Consider the following 12,594-nt stretch of genomic DNA (forward strand, 5'->3'; position numbering starts at 1 on the left):
GTTCTGTCACAACGAACGGTCAGGGAACGTGTAGCATTAAGTTTATTAATTCTGCATAGAAAATATCAATCTAATATAACAGAGGATAAAACTTATATTACATTATCCAGAACAGATCTTGCCAATATGGTAGGAACTGCCAATGAAACGTTAGCCCGTATTCTTCATGATTTCCGGGAAGATCAACTTATCGTTATGGAAGGAAGAAAAATTCTATTAATAGATTTGGAACGCCTTACCCGTATTGCGAATATCTAAAGGTAATAATTGTCTTTAAACATTTCAAGGAGCTGTCTGTAAAAATCTGTATTCAAAAAATTTACCTTTTTAAAAATTTCACTTAAAAGAATTGGTCATGTTTAGGCACAAAGGGAAAGGAAGGACATATTCCCATAATTTGAAATTGGCATCTATTTTATCTGGTGTTGCAGGATTAGTGAATATTACAGGAGTTCTCTCCGTTAACAACCTTACAACAAATGTAACGGGACACTTTGCTTTTTTTTCCGAACAACTATTTTTAAGAAATTATAAAATGGCATTAATTTATTTGCTATACATTTTATTTTTTTTATTAGGTGCTTTTATTTCAGGACTGATAATTGAATGGACTGCAAAGTACAGACCCCATAACTCATATCTCTCAAAACTGGAGGCGCTGCAAAAACATGCACTTTATTATAAAAATCATTATCAAAAACAGTTTTGAATAAGATAACCATGAGATTAACTGTGCTGGCTTCCGACTGAGTATGATGTTTTTTGCCCGTAGGGATCAAAATTAAGTGATTTTGTGGAACCAGATAGATTTTATTCTCAATGTGAAAATACTGATACCCTTCTTCAACATAAGTCAGCTGATATCTGTGATGAGCATGATCATAGTCATCATGTGTCCAGTCTTTCTCATACCACACATAAGCAGCAATATTAATTTCATCATCAAACTCCCCTTTCCTTTTTTCTAATAATCCACATTTCATTTTGGCGTTTTATATAATAATTATGATAAAAAAGAATTCTTGGATAGTAATCTCTTTGGGTATTTCAATGGGTATTAGTCAACTTATGGACTCTGAATATTCCTGGATTCCTTTGACTATTAATCTGCTGATTATCATTCTGTATTTTATGTATTTAAATTTCATAAAAGAAATACAGTAAAGTGAGAAAAAAGTACTTATTAAAATTTTTTTAAATTCTAACTATATAATTGTATCTAAAAAAGGAGTCAGTTTTTGACTCCTTAATTTATTTCGGCAACATTATCATTCGCGCGTTAGGACCTATTCGTATTGCAATTTTATTTTCATCAGCCATTCTCTTTAGAAAAGCATTTCTGTCTTCAAGTGACATATTTAGTATGTGGTCAAAATCAGCAAAGCCATTTCCATTATTTCCGCCAGTTTCATCATGCTTATTCTTGACTATCTCTAATATTTGTGCTTCTAATTCCTGAATGTTTTCCATCAGGTAAAGATACCGAGAAATTAAAACGATACTTTAATTTTATTCCTCATTTTTAGGTTTGAAATTCCTGCCGACGCCTTGTCGGATTACGGTTATCTTACCCTGTGTTTTCTTTGCTTTTGCGAGAATTTCTAAAGCTTTTGTTCGCTCGTTAATTCTTCCGGCATGTGTTATACTATCTTGATTTTCACTTTTTCTCATATTGTAAGATAGTGAATTTATTTTTAATAACCAAATATTTCGCTTCCATATTTTCAGAAATTTTATATCCAGAGAGTATCCTTGTAGTTCGATAACGTTGAACATTTCAAAAACTCAATTATAAATTATATACTAATATCTTTTTTTTATTTCTTTCAACTTGATGCTCTTGCCAATCTACTGCGTATTTCTCTGTAGTCTTTGTATTTGTGTGGCCAGCAATTTCAGCAGCTTTGGATAATCCAAAATCCTTTGATACTAAATTCAAGAAAAGTAAATGTTGTACAATGTCTGTTTGGGAAAATAATCAGATTATTGCCACCAAAGTTCTACTAACTTGATGAACATACGAAAACTGATCAACAAGTGTTTCAACAGTTATACTTTGGAAAAATCAGAATCACTAACCACTGAATTTCGGATGAAATTGATTACTTTCATTGTCTGATAATGTAAAGTAATCAGGACGACATTATTCCAAACTACTTTACACTTAATCACTTTTTACTGAATGTTTGGAAAGTATAGTCTTCAGTGGTAATGAACATATACTCCTTGCCTGATTTAAGCTCAACATATTCACCAATCACACATGTACCGTATGCAAATGGCGGCATTGAATCGCCGTCTGCCATAAATCCCCTGAATATGCCATGACCTAAAAATGGCAGCTGTATCCTGGGAAGGCTTTCAATATATTCGGGATCACTGAATCCGTTCAGATAGCCCATCGAAGCTTTTTGGGGAAAGATCTCAATAAACTTATTTCCTTCAGGATCAACCACCACAAGCAGCAATATTTTATTGCCCGGCAGGCTCTTTATCTTGTCTAAAGGATACTTTCGAATATCAACCGTGACCAGAAGGTCAATGCTGATATATAGTATTTGGAAATTCTAACCGTAATTGAACGGCTTTGGTTTTAAAAGCCGGATCGTAGATTTTTTGCTCTTGTTTCATAAGTTAAAATTAAGGTTTTATGCTTAACCTTTACTGGACGCTAAGTTAGGATATCCAATCGTCGTTTTTCCACAACCGCTGGTTCCCAGAAGCACCAATATTTCCTTATCATTTGCCTGAAAAGAAATAGTCTCTACTGCTGGTTTTCCGTTGGAACTTTTTGAAACCGATTCTACTGTAATCATAGTAATTATTGAGCAAGTCTGATTCCTGTGAACTGCCATTTCAAGCCAGTCTGGAAAAAATTCCGATAGGTATTTCTACTGTGACCTTTCGGCGTTGCCTCGGAAGCACCACGAAGAACGGTCTGATTGACCATAAATTTCCCATTGTACTCACCAACTGCCCCAGCTTCTTTTTTAAATCCTGGATAAGGCAAATAGGCTGAATTGGTCCATTCCCAACGGCTTCCCCATTCGAAATGATTGGAAGCAACTTCCCATTCCGCTTCGGTTGGCAAACGCATTCCTTTCCACGAAGCGAACGCTGAAGCTTCATAAAAATTGATATGACAAACTGAATCATTTAAATCTAATTCTTGTAATCCATTCAAAGTATAATTCATCCATTTCCCGTCAATCAAATGCCTATATAACGGAGATTTTGCATCATTCTGTTTCACCCAATCCCAACCTTCGGCGTGCCAATGTCTGAAATCTTCGTAACCTCCAGCTTTCATAAATTCTAGATATTCCGAATTGGAAACTAAACGGTCAGCAATTTCAAAATCATTCAAATAAACCTTGTGTCTTCCCAATTCGTTATCAAAACAAAAACTTTTACCTTCAAAACCGATTTCATAAACCCCTTCAGAAAAACTTAACATTCCAATCGCTTGAGAATATATTTTTTCTGAAATCATTTCATTTTTATAAGTTGGAAAAAGAGGATTGTGACCTAAAATATATTTGATATCAGTCATCAATAATTCCTGATGTTGCTGTTCGTGATTGAGTCCAAGCTCGAGTAAAGGTTTGATTTCTTCCGTTAAAAATTCGCTGTTGAGAAAAGCATTCATTTGTTCATCAACATATTTTCTGTATTTGTAAATATCAGAAACAGATGGACGGCTCAAATTTCCTCTGTCCGTACGGATAACTCTCGCTCCAATCGTTTCATAATAACTGTTGAAAACAAAATTATATTGAGCCTCGAAAATCTGATAATCAGGGAAATTTGGTTCCAAAATAAACGTTTCAAAAAACCAGGTCGTGTGACCTAAATGCCATTTTGGTGGACTCACATCTACAATCGGTTGAACGACATAATCCTCGATTTCTAGAGGCTTACAAATCTCCACAGAATAATTTCGGATTTCTAAATATTTCTCGGCCCAATTGGTTATGGAATTTGATATTGTTAAAACGGAATTTGTTTTCATTTGAATTAATTTTAAAATTAGACAACTTGCCAAATCGAATCTACAAACCAGTTTTTGGAATCGGCAATCTCATCAATGATATGGAATTTGGAGTCCCTGGAGAGTTTGCTGATATCGTCCTGAGAAAATTTTTGTGAGATTTCCATATCAATCAATTCATTTTCTTCAAAGTGAAAAACCTGATTTCTGATGTGCACATTTTGCTCCACGAGAGCTACGAGATAACTTTTGCAAGCCCCTGATATTGGGTCGTAGGTTTGATAATGCTGGAAATTCAAAACATCGAAATTGGCTTTCAGTTCGCGATTAATTCTGATGAGAAGATTGAGGTTGAAAGATGATGTAATTCCTGCGGAATCATTGTATGCATTGAGAATGATGTGTGGGTTTTTCTTAAGGTCGAAACCAACCAGAAGAATATCGCCACGATTGAGTTTTCTTCTGAGTTCTCTGCAGAAATTATAAGATTCTTCCAAGTCCATATTACCAATATTTCCACCTAAAAAAAGAACCACTTTTCTTCTTGGTGAGATGGACATTGCCTTGTCGAGCATATCAAAATAGTCTCCTTCCAAAGTGATGACTTCTAACTCGGGCAAATCTCTCCTGAATTTTTCATCTAATTCTTTCAGAATATGTCCGGAAATATCAATCGGCATGTAGGTGAAATCTATATTTTTTTTGGTCAGATGTTCTAGCAGATAACTGGATTTCATCGCATCTCCGGCTCCTAATTCTATTAAATCGAAAGGTTCATTGTCTATCAGAATGCTTTTTGCTAATATCTCAATTTTATTTTTGAAGATATCCAGTTCACAATTGGTGAGATAATATTCCGGCATATTCATGATCTGTTGGAAAAGTTGGTCGACCGCTTTATCGTAAAAATATTTTGAATGTAATTTTTTTGGAGTGCTTTTTAAACCTTCCAGAACGTCCGCCAGAAAAGTTTCCTTGGAATTGTTTTGTGTCTGAGACTCTGTTTCCACCTGTGAATTCATAAATATTGTTTTGGGGGTTTTAGAGAACTACAACTATCTTGCCGCCGCCGGAATTGGATTCCATAAAAGTGTGGGCTTCTACAATTTCTTCCAGCGTGAAAACCCTTTTTATTTTCGGATGAATGTTTCCATTTTCGATTTCATTAATAAAATCCTGAAAATATTTTCCTTCAACCCGTATATGCCCGCTGTCGTAAACGGTGACAAAACTTGCAGCCGGAATATAATCAATCGGCGCAAAATCTTTGATAGACCATTGCTCAGAATGCATTCCGGTTATACAAACGATTTCGCCCAGAACAACTGATGCTAATGATTTTTGGCAACTATATATTTAAATGTACCAATTTAATTTTTCATTAGGCTTTTTATGAGAAGAAGATATTATGATATGTTTTATTTATCAGAAAATTATCATTTATAAATAGACAATTTTCTGATTTCATTTTTATACAAAATATTGTCAATATCCTCTACTAATTGGTTTGAATAGAGTCCTGTTAAGTTCACAAACAGCCAAATGGCGCCACTTGTCTTCAAGTGGCGCCATTTTTTAATTTTCAATACCAGGAATAGTTCAGCTTAAAAATTCTAAAAAAGAGAGCACCATAAATTTATTTAATAAAACTATTACCTCTTAACTTCCGCAATCGCAGCCTGAATTCCGCCACCTGCAACTTCAAAGAAAGACGGACCAGCCAATAGATATACTTTTTCCAACTTTTTTGTTTTGGAAAGATTATGTCCTCTTAAATAAATTTCTGAACGATTAGCCAAGACAACACCTTTTACCACATTTCCTGCAACGAGAGCAGTTGGAGAATCAATTCCGGCATCTTTAAGGTCGCTGGCAAAGGCAAAGTTAGTTACACCCAATCTCAAAGCTTCTCTGGTAGCCACTTCTGCTACGGAAGTCATCAGTTCCGGAGTGAAATTGTTACGGTCACCCAAACCAATTAATAACAATTTTTTCACTGACATAGAACCCGCGGGAGGCGTAATCAATAAGGTTTCCAAAGAATGTCCCTTGAACTGACCCGACTGTCTGATTTTGGTGAATTCACCCTTCAAAGCTTCATCCAGATGCACCAATCCGTTTAAGTTGGCAGGCAGTGCCTGAGCGCTGTGGATGTCGTTATCTGTATATTCGAAAACACAGGCAACCTGCAGTTGAGCGTCAGCCGAAGATGGTCCCTGAACCAATCCAATCATTGAAATCCCGTCCACTGAACCCCAGTTTTTAGAAGTTCCGATGGCTGTGGTTTTTGCAGAGGCATTGACCGTAGTTGTAGCTGTTTGCGCAAATGTTAGGGTTGAAAATGCTAATCCTGCGATTAATAATGATTTTCTTAAGGTATTTTTTACGATATTTTTCATAATATTTTTTGCTTTTAGCTTTAGCAGCTTGCTGTGGCTGATGATAATTTTGTTAATTTATTTTTGTTTTAATGTTATTCAAAGGTAGTTTCAGAAATAGATTCTGGCATTGATGTGAGATAACTATTGAAATTGATTTTCAAATGAGCACATTCTCAAATTTTCATATTAAATTTTTAAAACTTGAAAACAATCCTTGAGTTGATAAACAATCCGTTTTTGTCATTTTCAATAATATCATCCACAAATTCTCCGGTTTTGAAATACTGCATACCCGTATTGAAATTAAAAGATTTATTGATTTTATAATTAAAGCTTCCAAGGAAAGCCGTTCCGATATATTTCTTTTTAGACTTCATTGAAGTCAGATTTAAAGAACCGCTTGGTCTGTAAACGCCGTCCTGCGTAGAATATCTCCAGTTGAAAATCACATCGGCCTGAACCGTCATTTTGCTGTTCAAATCTACTGTTGCATACGGATGAATGTCAATTAAATTCACAGGTCCGATTTGTGGATTGAATCCGAAGTAACCACCTTTAGGATATAATGGATTGAAAGTTCCCAATTTGCCATCCTCTCTGTTTCGGTCTCCGGAAATGTAATCGTTTCGAAGATTGATGCTTGGTTTTCCTTTCACATTTTCGAATAGATATCCAATATCTGCAGAAGCTGTCCAAGCACTTATTGTACTATTATTAAAGTTTCCAAACTGATAAGCACCTTCAAAATTATAAATAAATCCGCCACCATATCTGTAAAATCTTCCTCCCAAAGTGTGTCTTTTCTCATCTCCTGTTCCATCTTCGAAACGTGATTCTTTTCTTTGAATTCCCAAATAATAAAATTCCAGATTCCCATTTTTCGGAAGAATTAATGTGTTATAACTTCCCCAAAGATTGACCGATTTTGAAGGTTTGTTATCAAAAACTCCGGTGCCGATTTCACTCGCCATCATCATAAAAGCATCCGATTTGAAGTTTCCTCTTTTGTACATCAGTTTCAGTCCGTCAAAATAGAGTCTCAAGTTCGGACCTTCACGCACCGAAATCAATCTTCCGCTTCCGTAATCCAACTCCTGTCTTCCGGCACGAACGGTCAGTTTTTCTTTTTCATTTTTAATCGCATCAACGTCTACGAAAAGGTTTTGAACATTCAAATGGTCTTCATCAATGGGTCTCGGTCCGTTTTTTCTGCCATTTTCCCACGCACTTCTCAACTGTCCGAAAACTCTCACCTTTGAACCTAAATGCAAATCGGCGTGAACTGTATATCTTTGGATAAAAAACGGGTTGCTTCCGATTCCCAATCTTCCCCAGTCTTCATTATTAAATTCTACAAACTCTGCTCTCGCCTCTCCGCCTAATGATAAATATTTATTGTTATTTTTTTCGGAAAGTGGAATGTATTTTATGGAATTGTAAAATGTGTCAGCAGAATCTTTGTAAGTTGAATAATCTTCATCAAATCTCATCAGTTTAAATTGTGCAGATATGATGTGTGGGTTAAAAATCTGCAGGACAAAAAAAATTATGATTAGCTTTTTCATTGTTTTAGGTTTGAGTTTTTCAGGAGTGTAATGAGTTATTTTTGATTGTCAGTTAAACCACCTCGTCAAAAATTCTTTGAATTTTCGTCACCCCTCCAGAGGAGGGGAATTTTTAGCAAAATTATTTTGTTTAAATCTTAGTTATTTTGTTTGGTATCCGCCGTAGTATTTTACAGGAGACCATTCTGGAAGAACCGGAAGTGCAGCTGGAGAAACCGTTTTGTAGGTTTCGTCTCCATAAACCACTTTTCCGTCAACGATGGTTAATTTGGAAGTGATGTCTTTAATTTCTTCTTCATCAACACTGAAATAATCTTTATCTAAAATCGTAAGGTCAGCTAAATATCCTTTTTTGATTTTTCCTTTTTCATAATCCTTTATCAATTCATATCCTCCAAAAGTTGAAAGTGACAACGCTGTTTTTCTATCGAGAGCATTTTCTTTGGCCATCACCTGAGTTCCGCCCAAAGTTTTCCCTGAAGTTATCCAGTACAAAGCCACCCACGGATTATAACTTGCGACTCTGGTTCCGTCTGTTCCCAATCCTACAGGAATTCCCATTTCCAGCATTTTTTTAACTGGCGGAGAAGATAAAGCAGCCTTTTTCCCATAACGGTGGATAAAACTTTCACCTTGATATGCCATTCTGTGCTGCACTGCGATTCCGCCATTTAAAACTTTGATGCGTTTCATATTGTCTTCAGAAACCGTTTCTGCGTGGTCGAAGAACCATACCAATCCGTTCAAAGGCGTTTCTTGATTTACTTCTTCGATTACATTTAAGAATCTTGTGATGCTTTCGTTATACGTTGCGTGGATTCTGAAAGGCCATCTTTTTTTCACTAAAAGATTCACGACTTCTTTCATACTTTTCTCCATTGTTGCAGGCAATTCTGGTCTTGGGAAAAGGAAATTTTCAAAATCAGCACCGTCGGAAACCAGATTTTCGCCGCCGCCTTCTACGTGATAATCAATTCCGTTGTGGTCGTTGTGCCCGTGATCATCGATGTCCACCATTCCTGTCCATTTGGTGTAATCTGCTAACTCGGAACCTTTTTTTTGAGCAAAAAGATAATAAGGCAAACGAACCGTAATTTTTCCTTTTTTGTTTAAGGCATCCGTAGTTTCGTAATCATCAGGGAAGTTTTGAAAACCACCGCCTGCATCCATTACGGCCGTCACGCCAAGACGATTCAGTTCAGTCATATATTGAAGCGTTGAATTTTCTTTTTCAGCTTCGGTCAGCTCAGGCAATTTTGCCAAAGTTGAATAAAGAATAAATGCATTCGGTTCTGCAACCAAAAGACCTGTTGGGTCACCATTGCTGTCTTTTTCAATTAAACCCTGAGCCGGATTTGGCGTTTCACCAGTGATATTTAATTGTTTCAAACCTGATTTATTCAGCCAAGCTTTTCCGTAGAGATACATTACGAAAGCCGGAACATCGCCTGTTGCTTCGTTGATTTCTGCCAAAGTCGGCAATCTTTTTTCTTCAAACTGATATTCGTTCCAACCACCAATGACTCTTACCCATTGACCTTTCGGCGTTCTCTGAGCCTGTTCTTTCAACATTTCCAAAGCTCTTTTCAAAGTTTTCACACCATCCCAACGAAGTTCTGTATTGTAAAATCTTCCACCACGAATTACGTGCAAATGACTGTCAAATAATCCAGGAATCACACGGTTTCCTTTAGCATCGATGATTTTTGTGGAGCTTCCTTTAAGTTTTAAAATCTGGGCATTTGTTCCGGTTTGGAAAATTTTGTTGTCTTTAATAGCAACTGCCTGAACTTCCGGATTTTTATCATCCATTGTGGTGATTTTTCCGTTGGTTACGATTAAGTCAGCTTTCTGAGCATTGAACAATCCGGCACCTAAGACGAATGAGAATAGAATTTTATGGAGTGGTTTCATAATGTACTTTTTAATGGTTTTGAAGAAAAAAAGGCAGGTCGGTTTTCAACCTGCCATTGTTGAAATTGATTAGTGTTTAAGCATATCCTGAGCGTACTGAATTCCCAATCCGTAAGCACCACCATATTTTTTCATTAAGTCATTGACTGGTTTGTACGTTTCTTTTCTAGACCAATCTCTCTGTAATTCAAGAACATACTGAACTGAGGTAATCGGATGTGCACCCGCCTGAACCATTCTAGTAACTGCCTGGTCGTGAGCTTCTTTTGAAATATCACCCGAAGCGTCCGTAATCACATATACTTCATAACCTTCGTCAATGGCCGATAAAACCGGACCTACGATACAAACACTCGTCCACAGACCAGCCAAAACTAGTTTCTTTTTGTTTTTTCCTGTAATCGCTTTGTGAGCGTTCAAGTCTTCCCAAGTGTTCATCGTTGTTCTGTCTACATATCCGCTGGTCGCTTCTGGATACACTTCTGAAATTTCCGGGAAAACGGGTCCGGCGAAAGATTTTTCTGCTACTGTAGTTACCACAGTTGGAATGTTGAAGATTTTTGAACCACCAGCAATCAAAGCCACATTGTTTCTCAATTCTTCCATACTGATGCTTTTTGTTGCGAATGCCATTTGCCCTTCGTGGTCAATTAAAATCAAAGCGTGGTTGGTTGGGTTCAACATAGATTTTCCAGGTTTCTGAGCAAATGCTGTTACTGATAATACTACTGTTGCGAATGTTAAGATTAACTTTTTCATAATGTTTAATTTTTAAATTTTGTTGTTTATTTTTATTGATAATTAAATTCTGTCTGAAGTATTTCCTTGATTTTGATATGACAAATTTAGGGCAGTTAGAAACCCTGCACATTTAACTAGTTTAATAAATTACATTTCTGAAAAAAAATTTAAATCCTTTTTATTGTTCATTATAGACAGATGATTTCAAATCGATAAAAAATAATTCAAATAGCATGTTAAAATATGAATAATCAATTATTTAAATTAAACTAAAACTTAAAATAAGTTTTAGTTTAAAACAAAAAAAACAGGCTCAGATAATAAAACCTAAGCCTGTTTTTTATAAATATTTCACTCTCCAAAAAGTGACTGTTTAATTTTTTTTCTTACATCGTCATCGGAACTTCCATTAATAAAATTTTTGTGCCTTCTGTTGTTGATTTGATATTTAAATCTGTAATATCCCAAACTCCAAAACCATCTCTTGTTTCCACTTTTTGTCCTTCGATTTCTGCACTTCCTTTTAAAATAAAAGCATACACGCCGTTTCCTTTTTTCTTGATTTGATAGTTAGTTTCAATGTTATTTTTGAAGCTTCCTAAGTGAAACCACGCATCCTGATGAATCCAAACCCCTTCGTCATCTGCATTAGGAGAAAGAATCTGCTGGAATTGATTCTGACCTTTGGATTTGTCTAAAGTAATCTGGTCATATCGTGGTGTCACGTTTCTTTTGTTTGGATACACCCAGATTTGAAGAAACTTTACCAAACTGTCATTATTTTTATTGAATTCGCTGTGCATAATTCCAGTTCCGGCACTCATCACCTGAATGTCTCCACTTGCGATAATCGCAGAATTTCCCATACTGTCTTTGTGCTCCAAATCACCCTCCAAAGGAATACTGATGATTTCCATATTGTCGTGCGGATGCGTTCCGAAACCTCTTCCCGCCTCTACTTTATCATCATTCAAAACTCTAAGAACACCAAAATGCATTCTTTCAGGATTGTGATAATTCGCAAAGCTAAATGTATGATTGCTCACCAACCAGCCGTGGTCTGCCTTCCCTCTGGAATCCGCTTTGTGAATCACAGAATTGTCTTTGATTTTTGAATCGGTGTTCGGTAAATGATTGTATCCAATCGGTTCCAGCGGCTCGATTTCGTCAATCTCATTTTTCATTGTATTTCCCAATGAAGCGGTTGCCACAAACATTCCTGTTCCAAGTAATCCTTTCTTTAAAAAATCTTTTCTGTCCATATCTGTTGGTTGTTTATTCGTTATTGATAGGACAAATTTATGCTGATGGAAACTGCTGAGCATTTAACTAGTTTAATAAATGACTTTAAAGCAAAAAAAAATGCCGAATATTTTCATATCCGACATTTTATATTTTAAATACTAAGTTAGTTATTTCTCTTTCGTCGCCAAACGTTTCCTGATCGTACTTACAAATTCTTTAGAAACTCCTAGATAAGAAGCGATATAGTATTGCGCAACGCGTTGCGGAATCGTTGGATATACTTTTATAAATTCCAGATATCGGTCTGATGCACTTTTTGAGATGGTATTTACCAAACGGTTTTGAAGCGTAAACAGATTTCTCTGAACCAACATTCTGAAAACCCTTTCGAATTTCGGGATTTCCTGTAACAACTTTTCTTTGGTGGTCGGATTCAGCATAAAAATCTCTGAATCTTCAATCGTTTCAATATATAAATTAGAAGGTTTCTGATCCTGAAATGAGGCAATATCACTAATCCACCAATCTTCGATGGCAAACAGAATCGTGACTTCAAAACCATTATCATCAAGATAATAGACTCGAACACAACCTTTGTGAATGAAGCCTTCAAACTGGCAGATTTCACCTTCCCGCAACAAAATTGTTTTCTTGGGAATGGTTTCACAAACCAATAAGTCGGTGAAGATTTTCTCTTCATCAGCATTAAGATTGATAAAACGCGTAACGTTTTTGATGATATTTTCAAACATAAATT

Annotated in this window: 16 protein-coding genes and 1 pseudogene; 2 read left to right on the forward strand and 15 right to left on the reverse strand. The window is 36.0% G+C overall.

Translation table 11 applies throughout. The features are described from left to right. Both B5X64_RS15670 and B5X64_RS15675 read left to right on the forward strand, forming a co-directional pair. On the forward strand, positions 1-258 hold a 258-nt coding region (locus tag B5X64_RS15670; RefSeq protein ID WP_139377612.1), incomplete at its 5' end, for a Crp/Fnr family transcriptional regulator. A gap of 97 nt (positions 259-355) precedes the next feature. Beyond that, positions 356-565 (forward strand): annotated as a pseudogene (locus B5X64_RS15675) (DUF1275 domain-containing protein); the annotation flags it as partial. 19 nt (positions 566-584) lie between these two features. Here B5X64_RS15675 and B5X64_RS15680 read toward each other — a convergent pair. The 15 genes from B5X64_RS15680 to B5X64_RS15740 all read right to left on the reverse strand — a co-directional run bounded on the left by B5X64_RS15680 (position 585) and on the right by B5X64_RS15740 (position 12,589). Continuing rightward, entirely contained in the window at positions 585-983 is a 399-nt protein-coding gene (locus tag B5X64_RS15680) for an AraC family ligand binding domain-containing protein (protein WP_164463431.1), read from the reverse strand. A gap of 268 nt (positions 984-1,251) precedes the next feature. Then, positions 1,252-1,470 (reverse strand): hypothetical protein, encoded by a 219-nt coding sequence (locus B5X64_RS15685; protein WP_079466132.1) that lies wholly within the window; start codon positions 1,468-1,470, stop codon positions 1,252-1,254. Positions 1,471-1,509: 39 nt separating this feature from the next. Beyond that, complete coding sequence (locus B5X64_RS22850) at positions 1,510-1,776, reverse strand: hypothetical protein (RefSeq protein WP_079466133.1); 267 nt, start codon at positions 1,774-1,776, stop codon at positions 1,510-1,512. A 13-nt stretch (positions 1,777-1,789) separates the two neighbouring features. Continuing rightward, the gene (locus B5X64_RS22855; protein ID WP_164463433.1) at positions 1,790-1,939 is read right to left on the reverse strand and encodes a hypothetical protein; all 150 of its coding nucleotides are present in this window, start codon (positions 1,937-1,939) and stop codon (positions 1,790-1,792) included. A gap of 229 nt (positions 1,940-2,168) precedes the next feature. Further along, positions 2,169-2,456: a hypothetical protein gene (locus B5X64_RS15695; protein WP_123920878.1), complete on the reverse strand. Its 288-nt coding sequence runs from the start codon at positions 2,454-2,456 to the stop codon at positions 2,169-2,171. 198 nt (positions 2,457-2,654) lie between these two features. Continuing rightward, entirely contained in the window at positions 2,655-2,816 is a 162-nt protein-coding gene (locus B5X64_RS22620) for a hypothetical protein (RefSeq protein ID WP_174887945.1), read from the reverse strand. A gap of 5 nt (positions 2,817-2,821) precedes the next feature. Beyond that, the gene (gene egtB / locus B5X64_RS15700) at positions 2,822-4,012 is read right to left on the reverse strand and encodes an ergothioneine biosynthesis protein EgtB (RefSeq protein ID WP_079466135.1); all 1,191 of its coding nucleotides are present in this window, start codon (positions 4,010-4,012) and stop codon (positions 2,822-2,824) included. A gap of 17 nt (positions 4,013-4,029) precedes the next feature. Then, positions 4,030-5,013 carry an L-histidine N(alpha)-methyltransferase gene (locus B5X64_RS15705; protein WP_079466136.1) on the reverse strand — a complete coding sequence of 328 codons (984 nt, stop codon included), beginning with the start codon at positions 5,011-5,013 and terminating at the stop codon, positions 4,030-4,032. A 19-nt stretch (positions 5,014-5,032) separates the two neighbouring features. After that, the gene (locus tag B5X64_RS15710; protein WP_338030755.1) at positions 5,033-5,347 is read right to left on the reverse strand and encodes a zinc-binding dehydrogenase; all 315 of its coding nucleotides are present in this window, start codon (positions 5,345-5,347) and stop codon (positions 5,033-5,035) included. A gap of 296 nt (positions 5,348-5,643) precedes the next feature. Next, positions 5,644-6,390, reverse strand: a complete 747-nt coding sequence (locus tag B5X64_RS15715) for a M17 family peptidase N-terminal domain-containing protein (protein ID WP_079466138.1) — start codon at positions 6,388-6,390, stop codon at positions 5,644-5,646. Between the two features lie 176 nt (positions 6,391-6,566). Further along, positions 6,567-7,937 carry an alginate export family protein gene (locus tag B5X64_RS15720; RefSeq protein WP_079466139.1) on the reverse strand — a complete coding sequence of 457 codons (1,371 nt, stop codon included), beginning with the start codon at positions 7,935-7,937 and terminating at the stop codon, positions 6,567-6,569. A gap of 141 nt (positions 7,938-8,078) precedes the next feature. Then, the gene (locus B5X64_RS15725; RefSeq protein ID WP_079466140.1) at positions 8,079-9,851 is read right to left on the reverse strand and encodes an amidohydrolase; all 1,773 of its coding nucleotides are present in this window, start codon (positions 9,849-9,851) and stop codon (positions 8,079-8,081) included. Between the two features lie 69 nt (positions 9,852-9,920). Beyond that, on the reverse strand, positions 9,921-10,610 hold the full coding sequence (locus tag B5X64_RS15730) for a hydrolase (RefSeq protein WP_079466141.1): 690 nt from the start codon (positions 10,608-10,610) through the stop codon (positions 9,921-9,923). 368 nt (positions 10,611-10,978) lie between these two features. Then, entirely contained in the window at positions 10,979-11,854 is an 876-nt protein-coding gene (locus B5X64_RS15735; RefSeq protein ID WP_079466142.1) for a pirin family protein, read from the reverse strand. Positions 11,855-12,004: 150 nt separating this feature from the next. Then, positions 12,005-12,589, reverse strand: coding sequence for a Crp/Fnr family transcriptional regulator (locus B5X64_RS15740; protein WP_079466143.1), 585 nt, complete (start codon positions 12,587-12,589; stop codon positions 12,005-12,007). Positions 12,590-12,594 lie beyond the last annotated feature (5 nt).

This window comes from Chryseobacterium balustinum (assembly GCF_900168205.1).
In the GTDB taxonomy this organism is placed as follows: domain Bacteria; phylum Bacteroidota; class Bacteroidia; order Flavobacteriales; family Weeksellaceae; genus Chryseobacterium; species Chryseobacterium balustinum.

What these genes read in the sequence shown, in the direction of transcription:
- B5X64_RS15730 (WP_079466141.1), bottom strand. Translation starts at nt 10,610, where the DNA reads ATGAAAAAGTTAATCTTAACATTCGCAACAGTAGTATTATCAGTAACA.
- B5X64_RS15680 (WP_164463431.1), bottom strand. Translation starts at nt 983, where the DNA reads ATGAAATGTGGATTATTAGAAAAAAGGAAAGGGGAGTTTGATGATGAA.
- B5X64_RS15715 (WP_079466138.1), bottom strand. Translation starts at nt 6,390, where the DNA reads ATGAAAAATATCGTAAAAAATACCTTAAGAAAATCATTATTAATCGCA.
- B5X64_RS15705 (WP_079466136.1), bottom strand. Translation starts at nt 5,013, where the DNA reads ATGAATTCACAGGTGGAAACAGAGTCTCAGACACAAAACAATTCCAAG.
- B5X64_RS15725 (WP_079466140.1), bottom strand. Translation starts at nt 9,851, where the DNA reads ATGAAACCACTCCATAAAATTCTATTCTCATTCGTCTTAGGTGCCGGA.
- egtB (WP_079466135.1), bottom strand. Translation starts at nt 4,012, where the DNA reads ATGAAAACAAATTCCGTTTTAACAATATCAAATTCCATAACCAATTGG.
- B5X64_RS15735 (WP_079466142.1), bottom strand. Translation starts at nt 11,854, where the DNA reads ATGGACAGAAAAGATTTTTTAAAGAAAGGATTACTTGGAACAGGAATG.
- B5X64_RS22850 (WP_079466133.1), bottom strand. Translation starts at nt 1,776, where the DNA reads ATGTTCAACGTTATCGAACTACAAGGATACTCTCTGGATATAAAATTT.
- B5X64_RS15740 (WP_079466143.1), bottom strand. Translation starts at nt 12,589, where the DNA reads ATGTTTGAAAATATCATCAAAAACGTTACGCGTTTTATCAATCTTAAT.
- B5X64_RS15720 (WP_079466139.1), bottom strand. Translation starts at nt 7,937, where the DNA reads ATGAAAAAGCTAATCATAATTTTTTTTGTCCTGCAGATTTTTAACCCA.
- B5X64_RS22620 (WP_174887945.1), bottom strand. Translation starts at nt 2,816, where the DNA reads ATGATTACAGTAGAATCGGTTTCAAAAAGTTCCAACGGAAAACCAGCA.
- B5X64_RS15685 (WP_079466132.1), bottom strand. Translation starts at nt 1,470, where the DNA reads ATGGAAAACATTCAGGAATTAGAAGCACAAATATTAGAGATAGTCAAG.